This window comes from Agrobacterium sp. 22-221-1, assembly GCF_053522445.1.
In genome coordinates this window covers 31,429-53,191 of sequence record NZ_JBNWCL010000016.1, presented here as the reverse complement: position 1 = coordinate 53,191, position 21,763 = coordinate 31,429, and the positions used below count along the sequence as shown (strand labels likewise).

Annotated in this window: 19 protein-coding genes; 13 read left to right on the top strand and 6 right to left on the bottom strand. The window is 61.1% G+C overall.

Annotated elements, in window-relative coordinates; all coding sequences use genetic code 11:
• Positions 1-18: 18 nt before the first annotated feature.
• From ACQZ5N_RS20740 to lpxK, 5 genes are all read left to right on the top strand, one after another.
• Positions 19-825, top strand: a complete 807-nt coding sequence (locus ACQZ5N_RS20740) for a 3'(2'),5'-bisphosphate nucleotidase CysQ (protein WP_020809540.1) — start codon at positions 19-21, stop codon at positions 823-825.
• 61 nt (positions 826-886) lie between these two features.
• Positions 887-1,126 (top strand): DUF4170 domain-containing protein, encoded by a 240-nt coding sequence (locus ACQZ5N_RS20735; RefSeq protein WP_003521023.1) that lies wholly within the window; start codon positions 887-889, stop codon positions 1,124-1,126.
• A gap of 216 nt (positions 1,127-1,342) precedes the next feature.
• Complete coding sequence (waaA, locus tag ACQZ5N_RS20730; protein ID WP_003521024.1) at positions 1,343-2,665, top strand: lipid IV(A) 3-deoxy-D-manno-octulosonic acid transferase; 1,323 nt, start codon at positions 1,343-1,345, stop codon at positions 2,663-2,665.
• Positions 2,659-3,396, top strand: coding sequence for an HAD family hydrolase (locus ACQZ5N_RS20725; RefSeq protein ID WP_020809538.1), 738 nt, complete (start codon positions 2,659-2,661; stop codon positions 3,394-3,396). Before waaA ends, ACQZ5N_RS20725 begins: the two co-directional genes overlap by 7 nt.
• Positions 3,397-3,545: 149 nt before the next feature.
• Positions 3,546-4,592: a tetraacyldisaccharide 4'-kinase gene (gene lpxK, locus ACQZ5N_RS20720; protein ID WP_448733968.1), complete on the top strand. Its 1,047-nt coding sequence runs from the start codon at positions 3,546-3,548 to the stop codon at positions 4,590-4,592.
• Positions 4,593-4,785: 193 nt separating this feature from the next.
• Here the strand turns inward: lpxK and ACQZ5N_RS20715 are convergent, their stop codons facing one another.
• Positions 4,786-5,007, bottom strand: coding sequence for a DUF2093 domain-containing protein (locus tag ACQZ5N_RS20715; protein ID WP_020809536.1), 222 nt, complete (start codon positions 5,005-5,007; stop codon positions 4,786-4,788).
• A 139-nt stretch (positions 5,008-5,146) separates the two neighbouring features.
• Positions 5,147-6,979: a DNA mismatch repair endonuclease MutL gene (gene mutL, locus ACQZ5N_RS20710; RefSeq protein WP_448733994.1), complete on the bottom strand. Its 1,833-nt coding sequence runs from the start codon at positions 6,977-6,979 to the stop codon at positions 5,147-5,149.
• Between the two features lie 408 nt (positions 6,980-7,387).
• On the opposite strand from mutL, the gene ACQZ5N_RS20705 reads away from it, so the two are divergent.
• Both ACQZ5N_RS20705 and ACQZ5N_RS20700 read left to right on the top strand, forming a co-directional pair.
• Positions 7,388-9,007, top strand: coding sequence for a response regulator (locus ACQZ5N_RS20705; RefSeq protein ID WP_448733993.1), 1,620 nt, complete (start codon positions 7,388-7,390; stop codon positions 9,005-9,007).
• Between the two features lie 86 nt (positions 9,008-9,093).
• Positions 9,094-10,446 carry a putative bifunctional diguanylate cyclase/phosphodiesterase gene (locus ACQZ5N_RS20700; protein WP_003521030.1) on the top strand — a complete coding sequence of 451 codons (1,353 nt, stop codon included), beginning with the start codon at positions 9,094-9,096 and terminating at the stop codon, positions 10,444-10,446.
• A 264-nt stretch (positions 10,447-10,710) separates the two neighbouring features.
• Here ACQZ5N_RS20700 and ACQZ5N_RS20695 read toward each other — a convergent pair whose 3' ends face one another.
• From ACQZ5N_RS20695 to ACQZ5N_RS20680, 4 genes are read right to left on the bottom strand one after another with little or no spacing between them, the layout of a single operon-like run.
• Positions 10,711-11,598: an SMP-30/gluconolactonase/LRE family protein gene (locus ACQZ5N_RS20695; RefSeq protein ID WP_448733967.1), complete on the bottom strand. Its 888-nt coding sequence runs from the start codon at positions 11,596-11,598 to the stop codon at positions 10,711-10,713.
• Positions 11,599-11,602: 4 nt separating this feature from the next.
• Positions 11,603-12,232 carry a 2-dehydro-3-deoxy-6-phosphogalactonate aldolase gene (locus tag ACQZ5N_RS20690; RefSeq protein ID WP_003521032.1) on the bottom strand — a complete coding sequence of 210 codons (630 nt, stop codon included), beginning with the start codon at positions 12,230-12,232 and terminating at the stop codon, positions 11,603-11,605.
• 15 nt (positions 12,233-12,247) lie between these two features.
• A complete protein-coding gene (locus ACQZ5N_RS20685; protein WP_448733966.1) occupies positions 12,248-13,162 on the bottom strand; it encodes a 2-dehydro-3-deoxygalactonokinase in 915 nt (304 codons plus the stop codon).
• Positions 13,162-13,944, bottom strand: coding sequence for an SDR family NAD(P)-dependent oxidoreductase (locus ACQZ5N_RS20680; protein ID WP_162935924.1), 783 nt, complete (start codon positions 13,942-13,944; stop codon positions 13,162-13,164). The genes ACQZ5N_RS20685 and ACQZ5N_RS20680 overlap by 1 nt, the downstream gene beginning before the upstream one ends.
• A 71-nt stretch (positions 13,945-14,015) precedes the next feature.
• Here ACQZ5N_RS20680 and ACQZ5N_RS20675 point away from each other — a divergent pair, with 71 nt between their 5' ends.
• The 6 genes from ACQZ5N_RS20675 to ACQZ5N_RS20650 all read left to right on the top strand — a co-directional run bounded on the left by ACQZ5N_RS20675 (position 14,016) and on the right by ACQZ5N_RS20650 (position 21,641).
• Positions 14,016-14,885 carry an IclR family transcriptional regulator gene (locus ACQZ5N_RS20675; protein ID WP_448733965.1) on the top strand — a complete coding sequence of 290 codons (870 nt, stop codon included), beginning with the start codon at positions 14,016-14,018 and terminating at the stop codon, positions 14,883-14,885.
• A gap of 210 nt (positions 14,886-15,095) precedes the next feature.
• Complete coding sequence (locus ACQZ5N_RS20670; RefSeq protein ID WP_020809269.1) at positions 15,096-15,836, top strand: helix-turn-helix transcriptional regulator; 741 nt, start codon at positions 15,096-15,098, stop codon at positions 15,834-15,836.
• Between the two features lie 78 nt (positions 15,837-15,914).
• The gene (locus tag ACQZ5N_RS20665; protein WP_448733964.1) at positions 15,915-17,138 is read left to right on the top strand and encodes a CmpA/NrtA family ABC transporter substrate-binding protein; all 1,224 of its coding nucleotides are present in this window, start codon (positions 15,915-15,917) and stop codon (positions 17,136-17,138) included.
• A gap of 119 nt (positions 17,139-17,257) precedes the next feature.
• Positions 17,258-18,388: an Mrp/NBP35 family ATP-binding protein gene (locus ACQZ5N_RS20660; protein WP_448733963.1), complete on the top strand. Its 1,131-nt coding sequence runs from the start codon at positions 17,258-17,260 to the stop codon at positions 18,386-18,388.
• A gap of 340 nt (positions 18,389-18,728) precedes the next feature.
• A complete protein-coding gene (locus ACQZ5N_RS20655) occupies positions 18,729-19,706 on the top strand; it encodes a magnesium transporter CorA family protein (protein ID WP_448733962.1) in 978 nt (325 codons plus the stop codon).
• 15 nt (positions 19,707-19,721) lie between these two features.
• Positions 19,722-21,641 carry a potassium transporter Kup gene (locus tag ACQZ5N_RS20650; protein WP_020809266.1) on the top strand — a complete coding sequence of 640 codons (1,920 nt, stop codon included), beginning with the start codon at positions 19,722-19,724 and terminating at the stop codon, positions 21,639-21,641.
• Positions 21,642-21,763 lie beyond the last annotated feature (122 nt).

The window sequence follows — 21,763 nt, the reverse complement described above, 5'->3', positions numbered from 1 at the left end:
CGCGGAAAAGACGGCAAAATGAACGATATGGCTGAGGCCCGCTGGGCCTCCGATCTGAGGCTGGTCCTTGAAGCCGCCCGCAAGGCGGGCGAGACGGCCCTCGGTTTCTTCCGCAAGGATCCCGAGGTCTGGTGGAAGAATGGCGGGCTTTCGCCGGTCAGCGCGGCCGACTACGCCGCCAATGAAATTCTCGAAACCATCCTGCGCTCCGCCCGGCCGGATTATGGCTGGCTTTCCGAAGAGACGGATGACGATACGGACAGGCTTTCCCGTTCCACCGTCTTCGTTGTCGATCCCATCGATGGCACCCGCGCCTTCATCGGCGGCCGGGACACCTGGTGCGTCAGCGTTGCGGTGGTGCATGAGGGGCGGCCGGTGGTCGCGGCCCTTGTCGCCCCGGCGCTTGCCGAGGAATTCACCGCATTTGAAGGCGGCGAAGCGCTGAAAAACGGGGCGCCCGTTTTTGCCGCGCGCGAAAACGCCGGCATCTTCCATCTGGCGGCGCCCGAAGACGTGATCGCGCATCTGCCAGAAGAGGTGCGGGGCGGCGTCAAGCGCATTCCGCACGTGCCCTCGCTCGCCTACCGGCTGGCCATGGTGGCGGATGGCCGTATCGACGGAACGCTGGTCAAGGCCAACTCGCACGAGTGGGATCTCGCCGCCGCCGACCTCATTCTGGAGAAGGCCGGCGGCCGGCTGGTCGGGCTCGATGGAAAACCTCTGATGTATAATCGCCGGCAGGTGAACCACCCCGCATTGTGCGCCGCAGCAGATTATGCGCTGCCTGCACTTTTGAAAGCGTTTTCACATCTGTCTGACAGTTGACGTTTGCCGGGAAATCCCGCAGATGAATGCCTCTCTCAGAGTTTAAGAAAGAGACAAAGACATGACGGAATCTGGCAAACAGAAACAGCTGCTGCACCTCGTATTCGGCGGCGAACTGGAAAACCTTCAGGATGTTCAGTTCCGGGATTTGAAGGCGCTCGATATCGTCGGTATCTATCCGGACTATGCTTCCGCGCTCACCGCATGGAAGTCCAAGGCGCAGATGACTGTCGATAACGCCCATATGCGTTATTTTATCGTGCATATGCACCGTCTTCTCAATCCGGACGACAAAATTTGAGTCCTTTTGCCCTTGCGTTGTAATACTATTGGGTGAAAGCGAGTTTTCCCGTGATTCCTGCGCGAGCGGCGCAGGCCGGGAATACCGGGGCGAGAAAATGTGATCGCGCTTTCGTTTCCGATGACAAAAAATGACGCAATTTGAGAAGAAGTAGGCGGCGATAACAACCAAAAACAGGGGAAGGGCATTGCGCGGAATGATCAAGGGCAGAATGTCATGAGCAGCCGTATCGCACGTTTCGCTCTTTCCGGTTACCGCATTGCCGGTATCGCCGCTTACCCGTTCGCGAAGCCCTATCTTTCCTATCGGGCGGCGAAGGGCAAGGAAGACAAGCGCCGTCGGCTCGAACGCTTCGGTTATGCCAGCGCCGAGCGCCCGCGCGGGCCGCTGGTCTGGTTCCATGCCGCAAGCGTGGGCGAAACGCTGGCGCTTATTCCGCTGATCCGCGAAATCCGCAAGCGCGATATCTTCGTGCTTTTGACCACCGGCACCGTCACGTCGGCCGAACTGACCCGCACGCGGCTGGGCGACGATGTGATCCACCAATATGTGCCGCTCGATATCAAGATCGCGGTCAACCGTTTCCTGACCTACTGGGCGCCGGATGCCGCCATCACCGCTGAATCGGAAATCTGGCCGGTAACGATGATGGAGCTGGAACGCCGGCACATTCCGCAGATCCGGGTCAATGCACGTCTCTCCGACCGTTCCTTCGACCGCTGGAAAGCTCGGCATGACATTGCTGAATCGCTGTTTTCCAAGCTGGCGCTGGTGGTTGCGCAATCCGATCTCGATGCCGAACGTTTCCGCGATCTCGGCTCCTGGCCGGTGGTGATTTCAGGCAACCTCAAGGGCGACACCGACCCGCCGCCCTGCGACGAGGCGCTGCTGGAGAGCTATCGCAAGCAGGTCGGCAATCGCAAGACATGGGCCGCCATCTCCACTTTCGACGGCGAAGAGAAGGCTGCCGCCACCGTGCATGCGGCGATCAAGTCGCGCAATGGTCAGTTGACCATCATCGTGCCGCGCCATCCCGAGCGTGGCGACGATGTCGAGGCGATGCTGAAGGGCATGAATCTTTCGGTCGCCCGCCGCAGCCGCAATGACGTGATCACCCCGGAAACCGATATTTTCCTCGGCGATTCCATCGGCGAAATGGGGCTTTATCTGCGCCTGACCGAGCTTGCCTTCGTCGGCCGCTCCCTGACGGCCGAGGGCGGGCAGAACCCGCTGGAGCCGGCAATGCTCGGCTGCGCCGTCCTGTCTGGCGCACATGTGCAGAATTTCCGCGAGGCCTATCAGAAGCTGATCCGCGCCGGCGGCGGTCGTATCATCCGCGATGTGGAGATGCTGGCCAAGGCGGTGCATTATCTGCTGGTCAACGACAATGAGCGTTACAAGATGATCGATGCGGGCAACCGGGTCATTCAGGATATGCGCGGTGCGCTGTCCTCCACCGTCAAGGCGCTGGAACCCTATATCAATCCGCTCACCGTTTCCGCCAAGCTGCAACCGCGGAGCGCCATCGGTTCATGGTAGCGGATATCGAACTCAACGCGGCGCAATCGATCGCCGCAGTCCTTTTCGACAAGGACGGCACGCTTCTCGGCTATGACGCCAGCTGGGGTCCGGTGAACCGCGAGCTTGCGGCGATTGCCGCCAAGGGCGATCCCGTTCTTGCCGACCGGCTTCTTTCCGCCTGCGGCATGGACCCCGTTACCGGTCATGTCGTACCGGACAGCCTTCTGGCCGCCGGCAACACCGCGGAAATCGCCGCCGGTCTGGTTGCCGCCGGCTCGCCCTGCGATGTCGGGGAGCTGACGGCGCGCCTCGACCGGTTGTTCACCGAGGCGGCGGATAAATCCGTACCCGTCACCGATCTCAAGGCGTTTTTCGCAAGGCTGAAGGCGCGCGGCTACAAGCTCGGCATCGCCTCCAGCGACAATGAAAATTCCATCCGCCAGACGGCCATCCGCTTCGGTTTCGAAAAGGACGTCGATTTTGTCGCGGGATATGACAGCGGTTACGGCACCAAGCCGCAGCCCGGCATGGTTCTCGGTTTCTGCGAGGCGATAGGCTTCCCGCCGGAGCGTGTGGCGGTGGTCGGCGACAATAATCACGATCTGCATATGGCGAAGAATGCCGGTGCCGGTCTGCGTATCGCCGTTTTGACCGGAACAGGCTCGCGCGAAAGCCTCGGCGCCGACGCCGACTATTGTTTCGACGACATTACCGCGCTTGAAGCGCTTTTGCCGGAACGGGCTCTCTGAACCCGGTGGAATTTCCGCCGGGCCGGGTGCGGCTCCATCAAACCCGTTTATTCCATTTTTGCAATTTACGGTTTTTTCTGGCAAACAACCTCCTGACATGTGACGGGCGAACGGAATGCCGTGGGCGACGCGGCCGGGAGCGGGAATAGATGGTTTCTGAAGCGCCGCCGTTCTGGTGGCAGAAAGCGGGCTGGCAGGCGTGGCTCCTGTCTCCTTTCTCGCTTCTTTACGGCAAGATCGCCGGCCGGCGGATGCGAACGGCGAAGAGGGCAGGCGTTTCTGTTCCGGTCATCTGCATCGGCAACTTCACCGTGGGCGGCGCCGGCAAGACACCGACGGCGATGGCAATTGCGAGAGCCGCCGCCGCAAAGGGCCTGAAACCCGGATTTCTCAGCCGCGGTTACGGCGGCACGCTCGACGTCACCACCCTTGTCGATCCCGGACAGCACCGCTCGGCCGATGTCGGCGATGAGCCGCTGCTCCTGGCGCGAGAGGCGGTCACGGTCATTTCCCGCAAGCGGGTGGAAGGCGCACACCGGCTGGTGAAGGAGGGCGTCGATCTCATCATCATGGATGACGGTTTCCAAAGCGCACGCCTGACGTTGGATTATGCGCTTGTCGTCATCGATACGCTGCGCGGCATCGGCAACGGCCATCTCGTGCCGGGCGGTCCGGTGAGGGCGCCGCTTGCCGAGCAGATGCGGCACATGACCGGGCTCCTGAAGGTCGGCAATGGCCATGCGGCCGATGCCCTGGTCCGGCAGGCGGCAAAGGCCGCCAAACCCGTTTTCGTTGCGGCGATCACGCCGCAGGAGCCGCAGGATTTCAGGGGAAGGCGCGTGCTGGCCTATGCGGGCATCGCCGACCCGGCCAAATTTTATCGAACCGTCGAGGCGCTCGGCGGCGACATCGTGCTGCAGCGCTCTTTCCCGGATCATCATCATTTCAGCGATGACGAAATTGCCGATCTTCTACAGGACGCCGGCAAAGAGAACCTGCAACTGGTGACGACGGCCAAGGACGCGGTGCGGCTTAACGGGCACCACGGCCGGGCGGAAGAATTGCTGTGGAACAGCCTGGTGATCGAAATCGACATGGTGTTCGACGACCCCAACGCGGCCGCGACGATCATCGATACGGCGGTGAGGAACTGCCGTGCGCGTCTGCTGCGGGACAATGCGCGGACGTCGGTTTAGAGTACCGAAGAAGATAAACCGCCGTGCACCCACTTCTCCTCATTCCTGTGCTTGTCACAGGAATCCAGCCGACGCGCGTCTGCGCGGCGGGAAGAGTCCTCTCAGCCCAAGGACTTGGGCTGGCTGGATCCCTGTGACAAGCACAGGGATGAGGGGAGGCACACGCGCTATACTCAACGCGCCGCTTGCCAACTCACGCCGGCAAATTGCCAGCCTTCTTTTCGGCTTCCAGCGAAGCCGCCGCATCCACATAGGCCTCCTGCCGCGCCACGCTCCAGTAGCGCAGCTCATCGAGCGGAATGCTTTTGCCGGTGATGGCGCAGATGACGTGCGAGCCGGTTTGGACGATGCGGAAGTCACCGTCGAGATATTCGATGACGGCGAGGCGGTTGCCGCCTCCTTCAAATCTGTTCATCCGTTTTCGTCTCCTGCTCTGTCCCGTCAGGGCACCCAGTCCGAAACGGCGCAGCGTTTTCCTGAACAATTGGGTGCTCCAGTATCTCAAATTTATATAACCCGGCGCGGCGCAAGGCCAGCCCCGCCTGCTTGCGGCGTCAGCTACGGCCGAAGAGCCGTTCTATATCGGAAAGTTTCAGTTCGATATAGGTCGGACGGCCGTGATTGCACTGGCCGGAACCCGGTGTGTTTTCCATCTGCCGCAGAAGCGCATTCATCTCCTCCGGCCGCATGCGCCGGCCGGAACGCACGGAGCCGTGGCAGGCCATGGTGGCCGCGACATATTCCAGCTTGTTGGCAAGCGTGGAGGCGGCGTCCCATTCGGCGATCTCGTCGGCAAGCTGGCGCACCAGCCCCTGCACATTGACTTCGCCCAGCATGGCGGGCGTTTCGCGAACGGCGACGGCGCCCGGCCCGAAACGCTCGATGACGAGCCCCAGCGCATCGAAACCGGCGGCGTGATCCATCAGCCGGTCGCAATCCTCTTCCGGCAGGTCGATGATTTCGGGGATGAGCAACACCTGCGAAGGCGGCCGCCTGGAATGCAGCGCATTGCGCATCTGTTCGAACACCAGCCGCTCATGCGCGGCATGCTGGTCGACGATGACGAGGCCGTTTTCCGTCTGCGCGATAATGTAGTTCTCGTGGAGCTGCGCCCGCGCGGCTCCGAGAGGATAAAGCACAGGCTCCGGCGAGGGGCTTGCGGCGGTCTCGTCAGTGTCCCGAGGCTCGGCCCTCGCCGTCGGCATGGTGATGTCGGAAAAGCGTGACTGCACGGCCTCTGCAAATTGCGCCCCGCCTGAAACCGCAAGCGGGCGGGAGGGCGAGGTGGCGGCGGACCATGGCGCGGGGGCTGCCATGGAAGACGAGGGCCGGAGGCCGGACGGGCTGTAGCCGGGGCGGAAGGCGTTCATCATCTGGCTCGCACCCGTCGTTGCGGCCCTGTCGCCGTCACGCGTCAGGGCCTGCCGGATCGCGCCGACGATCAGCCCGCGAATGAGGCCGGGATCGCGGAAACGCACGTCGGATTTTGCCGGGTGCACGTTCACATCCACAAAGGCGGGATCGAGCGTGATGGATAGCACCGCGACCGGATATCGCCCATGCGGCACGGTTTCGGCATAGGCGCCGCGAATGGCGGATAAAAGCAGCTTGTCCTGCACCGGGCGGCCATTGACGAAGACATATTGATGCGCCGAGTTGCCGCGATTGAAGGTCGGCACGCCGGCAAAACCGGTCAGCGTCACATCCTCGCGCCCGGCATCGATTTCGATGGCGTTGTCCTTGAACTCGGCACCGAGAATCTGCGCCATGCGGGCGAGATGATCGTCGCCGGTCGAAGGAATTTCGAGCGTCGAACGGTCAGTGCCGGAGAGCACGAAGCGGATATGCGGAAAGGCGATCGCCATCCGTTTGACCACCTCGGTGATGGCGGCCGCCTCGGCGCGTTCCGTCTTCAGGAACTTCAACCGCGCCGGCGTGGCGAAAAACAGGTCGCGCACCTCGACGATGGTACCGGCATTCGAGGCGGCGGGCCGCACATCGGACACCTTGCCGCCGGTAACGGAAATCACCGAACCCTGTTCCGCGCCCTGTTGTCGGCTGGTGATTGTCAGCTTGGCGACCGAGCCGATGGAGGGCAGCGCCTCGCCGCGAAACCCGAGCGTGCGGATATCGTCCAGCGTATCGGAAATTTTCGAGGTGCAGTGACGCCGGACCGCCAGCTCCAGATCGGCAGGCGACATGCCGGAACCGTTGTCGGTGATCCGCACCAGCCCCTTGCCGCCGCCCGCCGTGGCGATCTCGATCCGGGTCGCGCCCGCGTCGATGGCGTTTTCCACCAGTTCCTTCGTGGCGCTGGAGGGCCTTTCGATGACCTCGCCGGCGGCGATCTGGTTGATGAGGGTTTCTGAAAGCTGCTTGATGGCCATGATCGTCATTTTCGCGGATTCGCCCTGGCTTCGAAAGCAAAAAACTCGAACTGCGGAAATTTGCACATGTTTTGCGGCCTGTCTGGCATTCGATCATTTCCGTCAACATGGCGTTAAGCGTTAATCCGCCTTTAATCGGCCTTGATTATGGTGAGGCGGCTTGAAATGACCGCAGGAACGGGGCCGCCTTCGCCGGGCGGTGTGTGACGTCGAATATGGGTGAGCGTCATCTTCCCCTCAAGACTGCTTCAAGTTGCAAACCCTGATGTCTCTTTTTCGGAATTTATCGTTTCATCCCGGCATCCGCTTTGGACGATTCCAATAGAAACATAAGCCTGACCCTTTAAAACAGGCGGGAGTTTGCAGTTGAGTGATTTGGCGTCCTCTGGCGCGGGCGTTCATACGGTGATGCTTGATGCCCTTTGCGACGCGCTTGGCGCGGCGATCGTCGTTTACGACCGGAACGATCACATTATTTTCGCAAGCCGGAAACTCTTGAGCTTTTTTCCGCTGGAAGAGGCCGTCATCGGCCCGGGCGCGCGGCTGCGCGACTATCTGAGTGCACTTTACGATTGTTATCTGCTCGAGGCGGAGAGCCTCTCCGCCAATGCCCGCCCGCTCGGCCGGGAGGAATGGATCGGCGAGCGGCTGGCGCTGCACTGGAAGGAAAGATCGGAAAAAACCGAGCGGCTGAAGGGAGAACGTTTCCTGCGCTTCGTCATGAACCGCCTGCCGTCCGGCCTCGGCATCAGCGTGGTTGCCGATATTTCCGAACAGAAGAAGCGTGAAGAGCAATGGCGCATCGACCTCGAGCGCGTGCAGCTCATCGAGGATATTCTCGACAATCTGCCGTTTCCCGTCTTCGTCAAGGACCGGAACATGGCCTATGCCGCCGTCAACAAATCCGCCTGCGCCCTGGTCGAAACCAGCCCCGAGAGCATTCTTGGCCGCACCGTTTTCGATCTCCACTCGCGCAAGGTCGCCGGAAGGATCGATATTGCTGATCGTATGGTGCTGGATAGCGGCACGCCGAGCGTCATCCCCGAAAGGGTGCGGCGGCTGAACGGCGAAGAGGTGCTGACCATCACCCGCAAGCAGCGTGTGGGCAGGCCCGGTCGATATTTCCTGGTGACGACGATGGAGGACGTGACTGCTCTCGCCACCATCGATGCCAACGGCATGCCCGTCATCCCCTCGCTCGAACATGTCCCTTTCGTCGCCTCCACCTATGGCAAGGACGAAGAAACGGACAATCGCGGCGGGGTTTTAAAGAGCAAGGCGGTGCTGATCGTCTCTGAAAACGGACGCTTTGCGCAAGCCGCCGGTCGCCGGCTGACGGCGGGCGGCATGGACCATGCGGCGGTGACGAGCGAGGACGAGCAGCGTGCCTTCATCGACGTCGCGGCCTCCGCCGGCGTGAGCATCGATGTGGTCGTTGTCGACGCCCAGATGAGCGTCGCCTGCCTCGATATTGCCGCCGCGCATGATCTGCCCGTCGTCACCATCGAGGAAGAGGAGATAGACGCTTCGCTGCTGCATTATCTTGCGGCCGGGCTGCAATCGTCCCCGAAGGAGAAAACCGCCGACGAGGACTGGGAGATCATGACGGAGGATCTGCCTGAAATCCTCAAGACCGGGGGCGTCTGCGATATACTTCTCGTCGAGGATAACAGGGTCAACCAGATCGTCTTTTCGCAGATACTCGAGGGCCTCGGGCTTTCCTGGCGGCTCGCCACCTCGGGCGAGGAAGCGCTGCGTCTCTTTGCCGAACAGCCGCCTTCCGCCGTCCTGCTCGACACGACGCTGGGCGATATCGACGGCTTCGAAGTCGCGCGCCGCATACGCGGTCTTTGCGGCGAAAAGCACATTCCCATCGTCGGCGTCATCACCCACGCTTTCGAGGGCGATCTCGATAAATGCCGCGCGTCCGGCATGGACGACATGCTGCTGAAACCCGTCAGCCCGGATATGGTCGAGGCGGTTTTCCTGCGGCTTTTCGGCAAGGATGTCCTGCGGCTGCAGGCCTGACATTGCCTTTGTCGGGAGGCTATGGCTTTTTTAATACTTGCCCTGCATTGTGAGCGCGGTCGACACAGGATTCACGAGATGCAGGAATGAAACGGGCAGAGCCGCAAACGTTGCAGGTCAGCCAGAACGAGCTGCAGGCGATGGCCTACAGCGACCCGCTGACGGGGCTCGGCAACCGCTACCGTCTGCGGGACAAGATTCGCATGCTTGCCAGCGAGCGCTCCAGCGATCCTGCGCCCTTCACGGTCGGCATCGCCAATATAGACGGCTTCAAACCCATCAACGATCTGTTCGGCGTGCAGGCGGGCGATGAAATCCTGTGTCAGGTCGCGCACCGGCTGAAGGCCTGCATTCCCGATGGTGCGGTCGTGACGCGCCATGACGGCGACGAATTCGCCTTCGTGCTGCCGTTGGTGTTCGAGCGCACGGGCGCGGAGCGCATCGGCAACATGATCAAGGACGTGCTTTCGGCCCCTTACGATCTCGGCGATCGCAATGTCCGCCTGTCCTCCTCCTTCGGTTTTGCCATCTATCCCTTCGCCGGCGATGAATTCGAGGATTTACTGAAAAGCGCCGAGACGGCGCTCTATCGCTCCAAGAGACGTGGCCGCGGCCAGATCACGGTCTATTCGCGCGAAATCGCGCAGGAAATGAAGCGCGCCACGCAACTGGAACAGGCGCTCAGAAACGCCATCATCACCGATGCCATCGACGTGCATTTCCAGCCCATCGTCAGGCTGGAAGAGGCGAAGGTCATCGGTTTCGAGGCGTTGGCCCGCTGGAACGATCCGGACCTCGGTTTCGTATCGCCCGCCGTTTTCGTGCCGCTTGCCGAAGAGCGCGGTTTCATCGATGCGCTGTCGGAAGCTTTGCTCCGAAAGGCGGCGGAAGCGGCCCTGTTCTGGCCGCGTGAACTCTTCCTGTCCTTCAACCTCTCTTCCGCGCAATTGATGGACCCCAGCACGGCGGACAATATTCTCTCCATCCTCTCGCGTGTCGGCCTCGATCCGCACCGGCTGGAGCTTGAAATCACCGAAACGGCTGTGATGACTTCCGCCGATACCGCCCAGCGCATCATCAGCGAGTTGCAGAGCGCCGGCGTTCGCATTTCTCTTGACGATTTCGGCACCGGCCAGTCTAGCCTCGGCCGCCTGCGCGATTTCACCTTCGACAAGGTGAAGATCGACCGCGCCTTCGTCTCGCGCATCAGCAGCGACCGCCCCTCGGAACATATCATCAAGGCCATCGTCGCCATGTGCGAAGGGCTCGATCTCGAAGTCGTGGCCGAAGGGATCGAAGAACGGGCGGAAGAGGAAAAGCTGCGCGCGCTCGGCTGCGCCATGGGGCAGGGCTATTTCTACGGCCGCCCCGCCGATGCCGCCGCGACCCAGCGGTATCTGCACGAGAATTACCGCGAGATATTGTCGGATATTTCCTGAGATGGTGTGGCTTGGCCGGACGCTTGGCGGCACAGAATCTCCGCCAAGGCTCGTATGCGTCGGCGCATCCTCACAACCCTCATTCCTGTGCTTGTCACAGGAATCCAGCCAGCCCAAGTCCTTGGGCTGAAAGGACGCCTCCCGCCGCGCAGACGCGCGTCGACTGGATTCTTGTGACAAGCACAGGAATGAGGGCCGTGGCTTCGCAAGGCATCCCTGTCAGGAGGCTCTCCACGTTTTGTTGCGTACGGCCTGCGCCGCGCCTTAGAGCCTGTAAAGCGGCTCGAACCGACCCTTCACCTCAACCCCCAGCTCGAACGTCAACCCATGCTGCGGATTGGTGGCAATGGCGTCATCATCGAGATGTTCGCGCGCCGAGGTGACGAGAAGGCGCGATGCGTCGGGGCCGATGAAGGCCGGGCAGGTCGTCTGTCCGCCGGGCACCTCATATCGGGCGATGTGATTGCCGTCCGCATCGTAACGATCCACTGCACCCACGCCCCAGCGGGCGTTCCAGATATGCCCTTCGGCATCGCAGACCGACCCGTCGATGCCGCCTTTGATACCGGTGGAATCGATGAAGACTTCAGCCTTGCCTGCGGGAAGGCCGGTCTCGGCATCGAGCGGCACCCGCATCAGCTTGTTCACCTTGGTATCGACGTAATATCCCGTCGCGCCATCGGGCGAGAAGCAGATCGAATTCGGAATGCTGATCTCGGCAAACAGCTTGGTCACGGTGCCCTTCGCGACATGATAGATGCTGCCCGCACCGGTCTCCGCCTTGCGGCCCATGGTGCCGATCCACAGCGCGCCGGAGGGGTGCATGCGCCCGTCATTGGAGCGGTTGCCGGGCAAATCCTTTTCCAGCTCCGCATGCAGCGTCAGCACGCCGGTTGCCGTGTCGCGCAGGAAAAGCCCGTCATCGGAGGCGATCAGCTGTTTGCTGTCGCTGACCTTGGCGAGCGCACTGCCCATGAAGGGCAGGGCGTGCACGGTCTTGCGGCCGGAGGCGAAATGCAGCTCATGCAGTTCCCGCTCGAGAATATTGAACCACCAGGCGGTGCCGGTCGCAGGGTCGAAGGTCGGGCCTTCGCCAAGCAGCATCGGCGTCTCGTCCAGAACACGTCCGGCAAAGGGAAAAACAGTCGCCAAGCTCTTATCCTCCGATGGCTGCATCATAGGCTGAAAGTGTGACAGTGGCGCGTTCGCGCACCTCCGCCGCCGTCATGCCCGGCTTGTAAAGGCTGGTGCCAAGCCCGAAAGCCACGATACCGGCCGAGGTATATTCGGCGAAATTCTTGTCCGAGACGCCGCCGACGGCGGCGATCACCAGATCCTTCGGCAGGATCGTCCGGATCGCATTGATGCCGGCGGGGCCGATGATGCTGGCGGGAAAGAACTTCAGCCCCGTCGCGCCGGCCTTCGCGGCCACCAACGCCTCGGTGGGGGTGAGAACGCCCGGCATCGTCACCATGCCCTTGACGCGCGCGGCAACGATCACATCGGCGTCGGCATTGGGGCTCACCATCAGCTTGCCGCCGGCCGCATCCAGCGAGGCCACGTCTTCCACGCTGAGCACGGTGCCAGCGCCAATCAGGCAATCGGCGGGCGCCATCTTCGCGGCGATCTCGATGGAGCGGAACGGATCGGGCGAGTTGAGCGGAATTTCAATGGCCCGGAAGCCGGTTTCGATCAGCGCGCCGACGACGCCCTCGGTTTCCTCGGGCTTCAGACCGCGCAGGATGGCGATCAACGGATATTTGATGGAAGGGAAGGGAATACGCATGGTCGATCTTTCTTCTTATGGCCATATGGCATTTGCAGCGGCCAGCAATCCGCGCCGCACGGCCTCGTCTGCATCGATGACCGTATAGTGGATATCAAGGGCGGTGAAGGCGCCTTCGTAAAGCGCGCCGAGCGTACCGGAACCGATCAGCACCACCGGTGTCTCCCGCCGCGCTGTCGAATGCGCGCCGGCGATTTCCAGCCCGATCATGATGCCGGAAAGCTTGGCCTTGGCGTCGGTGGCGGTGAGGCCGTGCAACAACTGGCCGGAGCGAAGGGTGAAAAAGCGATTGGTCGCAAGCTGCGGATTGGCATAGATGTCGCGCACCGCCGCCGTGAAAGCCTCATGCTCGCCGGTAAAGGCTTCGGCCTCGGCCACTGCATGGGAAAGGATCGTCTGTTTCGAGACGACTTCGAAAAGTTCGCCGGTCATGAACGTGGCGAAACCCGTCACGCCGCCATCCTTCACGGTTACCCATTTGGAATGGGTGCCGGGCATGCAGACGAGCTTTTCACCGGCATCCGAGGAGGCGAGAGCGCCAAGCAATTGCGTTTCCTCGCCGCGCATGACGTCGGGCGCGTTTTTGTCCCGTTGCGCCAGCCCCGGCAGAATCCGCACATCCCGCGCCTGGCCCGGCACGCGAACCGCGCCATCGAGAACGGCCGAAAGCGATGCCGGTACGTCGATGTAACCCGCTTCGACCCAGCCCTGCCGCGCGCCTGCCATGCCGCAGACGAGAACCGGCAAACCTTCCGGCGCACCGATGGCGTCGAGGTGCGATTGCAGCACATCGGCAAAACCGGTTCGCATGGCCGTGGTCATGCCTTCCGTGCTTCTGCGCTCCGCCAGCACCGCGCCCGATCGGCTCATGAGCCAGAGCCGGAAACTGGTCGTGCCCCAGTCGACGGCGATGAAAGCGGGTTCGGACATTATAGAAGGCCTCCGTCTACGATTATGGATTGCGCCGTGATGGCGCCCGATGCCGATGATGCGAGAAACAGGCACGGGCCCGCCAGATCGGCGGCGACGAGCGTGCGTTTCAGACATTGCCGCGCGGTGGTGGCGGCAATGCCCTCATCCGTCAGCCATAGTTCCTTCTGCCGCTCCGTCACGATCATGCCGGGCAGTAGCGTGTTGACGCGGATATTTTCCGGCCCCAGCCGTCCGGCGAGACTTTTCGTCAGCCCGATGATGCCGGCCTTGGCCGCCGCATAGGAGGGCAACTCGCCCATGTTGAGCAGAAACGAGATGGACGAGAAATTGACGATGGAGGCGTCCTTCGCCTGCCGCAGATAGGGCAGGGCTGCCTGAACCGTGAAGAACATCTGCTTGAGATTGACCGCCTGATTGGCGTCCCAATAGGCTTCCGTCACCGTGTCTATGTCGTGGCGGTCGTCCCAGGCGGCGTTGTTGACCAGTACCTTGATGCCGCCGGTGGCGGAGGCCGCGGCCTCCACCGTCTTTCCGATCGCCGCAATATCGCGAAGGTCGGTCTTGAAGAAGTGGACCGGATGCGGCGCCGTCGTTGCAAGCCGCTTGACGAGCGCAAGGCTTGGCTCTTCGGCGATATCGATGAACGAAACCTTCGCGCCCTGCATCGCAAAGGCTTCCACCAGCGATGCCCCGATGCCGGAACCGCCGCCGGTGACGAGCACGCCCGCATCCTTGAGGTCCGGAAATTGGGCTTGCGTCATCGGCGTCATCTCGTCCATGAAAGGCTTGATTGTTCCATTATTTGGAACTAGATTTTACTAAATGGAATTATTCTCTTGGCGTCACGCTTATGTCAAGGCAGATGATGGTGGATGTTGCCATGCCCGATAATAAAAAGCCCAATGGGCAAAAGCCTGATGCGGTTCCGATGGCGCAACGGAAAGCCGGAGTTGAGACAGGCACGCTCGGCAAGGCCGTCTCGCTGCTGGAGTTGATCGCCTTTGCTGAAAAACCGATGCGCTTTACCGATGTGGTCGAAGCCTGCGGCCAGCCGCGGGGCACGGTTCACCGTCAGCTCGCCCATCTTGTCGCCGAAGGCCTTGTCGATCACGCTGCCGATCAGACCTATGCCGTGGGGCTGAGGTTGCTGCAACTGGCCGCGAAGGCCTGGAGCGGCAACGACCTGCGCAGCGTCGCGGCCCCCCATCTGGCGGCCTTGCAGGAAGTGACACAGGAGTCGGTGCATCTCGCCGTGCTGAACGGCAGGCAGGTCACCTATCTCGACAAAATGGAGGGGCAGCACACATTGCGCATGCATTCGCAGGTCGGCAAAACCTCGCCAGCCTATTGCACCGGCGTGGGCAAGGCGGCGCTGTCGCTGCTCTCCGCCGAAGAACTGGCGCAGCTGGCTGCGGAACTGGATTTTCATCGCTTCACGGAAAGCACGGTCACGACGCCGGAAGCGCTGATGGCGGAGGTGGCGACCATTCGCGACAATGGCTACGGGTTCGACCTTCAGGAGCACGAGATCGGAATTCATTGCGTCGCCGCGCCGGTCCGGGCGCCCGGCCGCAATTTTCGCGCGGCGATTTCCGTCACCGGTCCGGCCTATCGCGTGGATGTGGAACAGCTCCGCAAATGGGCCCCCCTGGTGCGCGAGACTGCCGACAGGATTTCCGACGATCTTGCCTGCAGATTATCCCCGGTTGCGGATGGTTGAGGAAACAGGGCGCGCAGTCCCTGGATTTTCCCGTGCGGAACCGCCGGCCATGCACCCATTCAGATGCGTTCGACATTATTTTCGACTATTCTGAATTAAGTTTTCAACTTTTGTTTGCATGAATCGTTTTGGTGAGTAACATCCGCAACAATTTCCGGGCAAGGGCGGGCCTTTGCGGCGGCATTTTCTCATTCTCGAAGAACAGCTTTGATGCAGAAAACAGAGACGGCCGCCGTTCAGTCGATTGGTGTTGATTGCGTTCGCGAGATCGCCGATCTCAACACGCAATTCGATATATTCCGGTTTCTGAAACGGCTGACGGAGGCCTGGGAATTCAAGGCTTTCATGGTGCTCGACCTGTCTTCGGAAGTGGCGAGCGAACTGTCGCAATATACGATCATCACCAGCTGGCCGGCCGAGCTTCTGCAGCGTTACGATGAAGAGGGCATGCTCCAGACCAGCCGGGTGATGGCGCAGTTGAAAAAATCGACCGTGCCCTTTTCCGTCTCCATGGATTTTCTGGTCAGAGGCGACGGAGAAATCGCCAAGAAAACCGTGATCAACCTTTTCGAACGGTTCGAGATGATCAATTCGGTCTGGTTCCCCGTTCACGACATCACCATGCGACGGGGCGCGGTATCCTTTTCCGGCAACAAGACGGCTGTGCCCGCCAGCCGGCTTGCGGAGCTTTTTTACATTTCCAGCCATGTCTTTGCCCGGCTGTCTGAAATCCGTCGCCTCGATCTCAGGGTTCCCGAAACCTTGAGCGAGCGGGAGATCGATTGCCTGAACTGGACCGCCGCCGGCAAGACCAGCGCCGAAATCGCTGAAATCATGATGCTGTCGGAACATACCATCAATCATTACCTGAACCGCGCGACGAAAAAACTCGACACGGTCAACCGCACCCAGGCCGTCGCAAAAGCGCTGCGGGTCGGCCTGATAAAATAGCGAAATCTTAATTTTATCATTGTGATAAACCGCTTCCTGGGCGATCCTCTTTTCGAATCACCGGAAAGGAGAAATCGTTTGCCGGAACGGCATAAGGTAAAAGCAGGATTTTCTCCGACTATCGATTGCGCCGTGCTGATAGCCGCTGCCGAAAAAGGCTTTGCTGCCGATGAAGGCATAGAACTCGAACTTTTCCGAAAACAGTCCGCCCGCGCCGTGCTTGCGGCGCTTGGCGATGATGGCGTTCACGTCGCGCATCTGCCCGCCCCGGTTCCGGTCGGCTCCGCTGTCGGCCTTGATGACCTGCCGGCCGATATTGTCGGCGTTTTCACGCTTTCCCTCGGTGGATCCGCAACGACCGTTTCCCACGGATTTTATGACGAACTCTACCGCGAAGGGCTGAAGCTGCCGGACCCGGCGGCTTTTGGACGCGCCATGGCCCGTGTCTGCGCCGCGCGCCGGGCGGCGGGCGGAAATCCGCCGGTCTTTGCGGTCGAGGATATCGTCTCCACACCGTTTTATGCGCTGCGTTACCTGCTCGGAAGCTGCGGCGTGCTACTCGGCCGGGATATGGAAATCGTCGAGGCCCTGCCGAAGGCGATGCCGGCGCTCCTGGAAAGCGGCAAGGTCGATGCGCTCTGTACCGCCGAACCGGCGGGCAGCGCCGTGGTGCTCGGCGGCGCCGGCCGGATCGTCACCACCGGGGCGTTGATCTGGCACAATGCGCCGGAAAAGATACTGGCTACGAAGAAGCGCTGGGCGGAGGACAATCCCGCCCTTCTTGAAGGGCTGCTGCGTGCCCTTTACCGCGCCGGCGAATGGTGCGCCAATGCCGCCAATATCGAGGAACTGGCCGGCATCCTCGCCGCCCCTCAATATATGGATGAGAACGGCGAATTCCTGCTGCCGGCGCTGACGGGTTATATTTCCACCTCGCAGAGGGACATGCAGCGTTTTCAGGAGTTTTTCGTGACGAGCGCCAAGGCCGCCAATTTCCCTTGGCAGAGCCAGGCCCTGTGGTTCTTCAGCCAGATGTTGCGCTGGGGCGAGGTTTCCGCCGATTACCGGTTCGATCCCGCCGTGGTGGAGGCGGCCCGCAACGCCTACCGGCCGGATATTTTCCGCAAGGCGATGAAACCGCTTTTCGTGCCGGTGCCGGGTGCTAATCTGAAGCTCGAGGGCACGCTGCGTGAGCCTGTTCATGTCGGCGCATCGCGCACGGGTCTAGTGCTCGGCCCCGACTGTTTTTTCGACGGCCATGTTTTCGATCCGGAAACGCTCGAGATGGACGACGAAATCTGAAACCGCAGCGTTAAATCGTCGCGAATGCCGGACTGTCGCGCTTTGGCATTGGCGAAGCGCTCCGGCTTGTCTATGGATGGCACGCAATACCCGGTCGGATGATGAAGCGGAGCAGGAATATGGCAGAGGTCAGCAGAAGCCAGGTGGAAAAGGCGCTGGAAGCGGTGATCTATCCCGGCAGCGGCAAGAGCATTGTCGCACTCGGCATGGTCTCGGAAATCTTCATCGCCGATGCGAAGGCCTATTTCTCGATCACTGTCCCGGCCGACAAGGCTGCGGAGATGGAGCCGCTGCGGCTTGCCGCCGAACAGGCGGCCAAAAGCGTGGAAGGTATCGTCGGCGCGGTCGTGGCGCTGACGGCCGACCGCAAGCCCGGCCAGCAGCAACCCGCACCCGCGCGCCCCGCCGCCGCAACCGGCCGGCCGGCGCAACAGCCCGGCTCATCGAAGGTGGGCGTACCGGGTGTGCGGGCCATCATCGCCGTCGCCTCGGGCAAGGGCGGAGTGGGCAAGTCGACCACCGCGGTCAATCTGGCGCTCGGCCTCCAGTCGCTCGGCCTCAACGTCGGCATGCTCGATGCCGATATTTATGGCCCTTCGCTGCCGCGACTGCTGAAAATTTCCGGCCGCCCGCAGCAGCAGGAAGACCGCATCATCCTTCCCATGGAAAATTACGGACTGAAGGTCATGTCCATGGGCTTTCTGGTGGATGAGGAAGCCGCGATGATCTGGCGCGGGCCGATGGTGCAGTCCGCCCTGATGCAGATGCTGCGCGAAGTGGCCTGGGGCGAACTGGATGTGCTGGTGCTGGACATGCCGCCCGGCACCGGCGATGCGCAGCTTACCATCGCCCAGCAGGTGCCGCTCGCCGGCGCCGTCATCGTTTCCACGCCGCAGGATCTGGCGCTGATCGACGCACGCAAGGGCATCACCATGTTCCGCAAGGTGGAGGTTCCGCTCCTCGGCGTCATCGAGAACATGAGCTATTTCATCGCGCCCGATACCGGCGCGCGCTACGATATTTTCGGCCATGGCGGCGCGAAGGCGGAGGCTGAAAGGATAGGCGTGCCCTTCCTCGGCGAAGTGCCGCTCACCATCTCCATCCGCGAAATGTCGGACGCCGGAACGCCGGTCGTCGCCGCCGAGCCCGATGGCCCGCAGGCCGCGATCTATCGCGATATTGCCGAAAAAGTCTGGGCGCGCATCGGTGCGGGCGAGAGAAAAGCGGCGCCGAAGATCGTTTTCGAGTAGCGCGGCAATCACGGACGGAAAATCGGGCAGATGTCTGCCCACTTTGAATAATCCTTTGAAAACAGAAGATTAATCGCCAGTATCGCGCAGGCTTTCCGGATTTGAACTGCAGAAATGCTTCGCCTGCAATGCTGTCGAGAAAAAATATTGCTTGATTGCATCTCGCTTTGGGCGCATACGCCTGCGCCGTTTGGCTCTTGGTCCATCGGGCTGGCGAGATTGTGAAAATCCCGCTCGTTCCAGCGTTCCCTGAAGTGTCGTCCAAGGGTTTGCCGAGCGCAAACAGGATATGTTAAGCAGCATTGCGGCTGAAGCCTGCAATGTGGAGCGGAGAAACGGATTGATAAAAGCCTATCGCGCCAATTGCGAGGCGATCAGCCTGTCGTCAGACGACGGCTCCGGACAGATTCCCGACGACATCGTCTGGATCGATCTCGTCAATCCGGACAGGGCGGAAGAGCAGCATGTGGAAAAGCTGCTGGGACTCGATCTGCCCACCCGCGAAGATCTAAAGGATATCGAACCCTCCAGCCGGCTTTATATGGAAGACGGCAATGTCTTCATGACCGCCTCCCTGGTGTGGAAGGCGGATTCGGACGATCCCCGTCTCACAGACGTCGCCTTCATCCTTGCCGGCAAGCGTCTGGTGACGATCCGTTACGCCGAGCCGAAATCCTTCCATCTCTTCATTGCCGCCATCACCCGCGTTCCGCACGAGATGCGCAGCGGCGCGGCGCTGCTCCTGAAGCTGCTGGAAACCATCGTCGACCGCACGGCGGAGATTCTCGAAAACTCGGTTACGGGGATCGACAATCTCGCCGCTGACATTCTCGGTAGCCAGGCTCGTTCCAAACGCAAGGCGCCGCGCTATCTCGAAGACCGCCTCGGCAACATCGCCGCCTATCACCGGCTGATATCGAAGGTCCGCGTGAGCCTTGCATCTCTGGCGCGCCTTCAGACCTTTCTGTCCACCAGCGATCAGGTGCGCGAAGACAAGGGCGCGCGTGAGCAGGGCAAGTCGATCGGCCGCGATATTCAGTCGCTGAACGAACATGCCTCCTTCGTTTCCGGCAATCTGACCTTCCTGCTGGACGCCTCGCTTGGTATCATCAACATCGAGCAGAACGGCATCATCAAGATTTTTTCCATCGCTTCGGTGGTGTTCCTGCCGCCGACGCTGGTGGCCTCTGTCTATGGAATGAACTTTCAGCTCATGCCGGAGTTGAACTGGACATTTGGTTATCCGCTCGCGCTCATCGTCATGCTGATGTCCGCCATCATCCCGTTTCTCTTTTTTCGTTGGAAGGGCTGGCTCTGAGGAGCCAGGATCATCATGTCCCAGATCGCTGACAAGGATGTTGCCGAGAAACCGGATGCGGATGACGAGCACAAGAACAAGGGGCTTTACGCCGCAATCCTTGGTTCGATCGGCGTCGTCTATGGCGATATCGGCACCAGCCCGCTCTACGCCTTCCGCGAGGCCCTGCGGCCCATCGCCTATGATGGTGTGACGCAGGAAGAAGTCATCGGCCTCACATCGCTGATGATCTGGTCTTTGACCATTATCGTCACCTTCAAATACATTACCCTGCTGCTGCGCGCCGACAATGACGGCGAGGGCGGCACGCTGTCGCTGCTGGCGCTGCTGATGAAGACGGCGGGCACCCATCGCGGCGTTCTCATCGTGCTCGGCCTCATCGGTGCGGCGCTGTTTCTGGGCGATGCCATGATTACGCCGGCGCTATCGGTGCTTTCGGCGGTGGAGGGCCTGAAGCTCGTCACGCCGGAAATGGACGCCTTCATCATCCCGATCTCCGTCGGCATTCTCATCGGCCTTTTTGCCATCCAGTCCCACGGCACGGGCACGGTGGCGAAATTCTTCGGACCGATCACTGCCGTCTGGTTCATCGTCATGGGTCTGGCCGGTCTCCTTCATATCGCCGATGATTTCAGCATCCTCTTCGCCTTCAACCCGTGGCATGCGGTGGAGTTTCTGGCCAGTGAAGGCTTCTACGGCATTGTTGTGCTTGGCGCGGTTTTCCTGACGATTACCGGGGCGGAAGCGCTTTACGCCGATCTCGGCCATTTCGGCCGCCGTCCCATCCAGTGGGCGTGGTTCTGTCTGGTTTTCCCGGCATTGACGCTGAATTATCTCGGGCAGGGGGCGCTGGTGCTGAAAGACCCTGCGGCGATGTCCAATCCCTTCTACCTGATGTTCCCGCAATGGGCGATCCTGCCGGCCGTCATTCTGGCGACCGCCGCCACCATCATCGCCAGCCAGGCGGTCATAACCGGCGCGTTTTCGCTCGTGCGTCAGGCGATCCATCTCGGCTACCTGCCGCGCATGGAAATCCTCTTCACCTCGGAAACCAATACGGGGCAGATTTACCTGCCGGCCGTCAACACCATCCTGCTGTTCGGCGTCGTGGCGCTGGTGCTCACCTTCAAGAGTTCGGATGCGCTGGCCACCGCCTACGGTATTTCCGTCACCGGCGCGATGGTCGTCACCAGCCTGATGTTCTTCGAATTCGTGCGCAAGCGCTGGCAATGGTCGGTCTGGCTGGCCATTGCCGTGCTGGCCCCGCTTCTGGCGCTGGAGCTGATCTTCCTCGGTGCGAACCTCCTGAAGATTCACGATGGCGGTTATGTGCCGGTGCTGCTGGCAATCGCCTTCACCGTCATCATGACCACCTGGCAGCGCGGTTCGAGAATCCTCTTCGCCAAGACCCGCCGTATCGATGTGCCGCTGAAGGCTTTCATCGCCTCGGTGGAAAAGGAAAGCGCCCATGCGCCGGTGCGCGTGCCCGGCACGGCCATCTTCCTCACCGGCGATCCGGAAGCGGCGCCAGCCGCACTGCTGCACAATCTCAAGCATAACCACGTCCTTCACGACAAGAACGTCATCCTGACGATCCGCACCGAAGACCAGCCCCGCGTTCATCCCGCAGATCGTTATACGCTGACGAAGATGAGTGAGCGCTTTGTCGTGGTCGAGCTGCATTTCGGCTTCATGGAAACCCAGAATGTCACCCAGGCGCTGGGCTATCTCCGGCGCACCGGCTACAAATTCGACATCATGTCGACCTCATTTTATCTCGGCCGTCGCAAGCTGGTGCCGGACCCGAAATCGGGCATGCCGGGCTGGCAGAACCGCCTGTTCATCGCACTCGCCGAGACCGCCGCCGATCCGTCCGATTATTTCCGCCTGCCGGCCAACCGCGTGGTGGAACTGGGTTCGCACGTCGTCGTCTGACTATTGGAGGATGGTTACACATTAACGTGAAGCCGCGTCCGCGCGCGGCGTTAACCAAGCATCAAGGTTAATAAGAGATTCTCGAACACCTGTAGCAAATATGGTTGTCGGTGTTCGGAGTG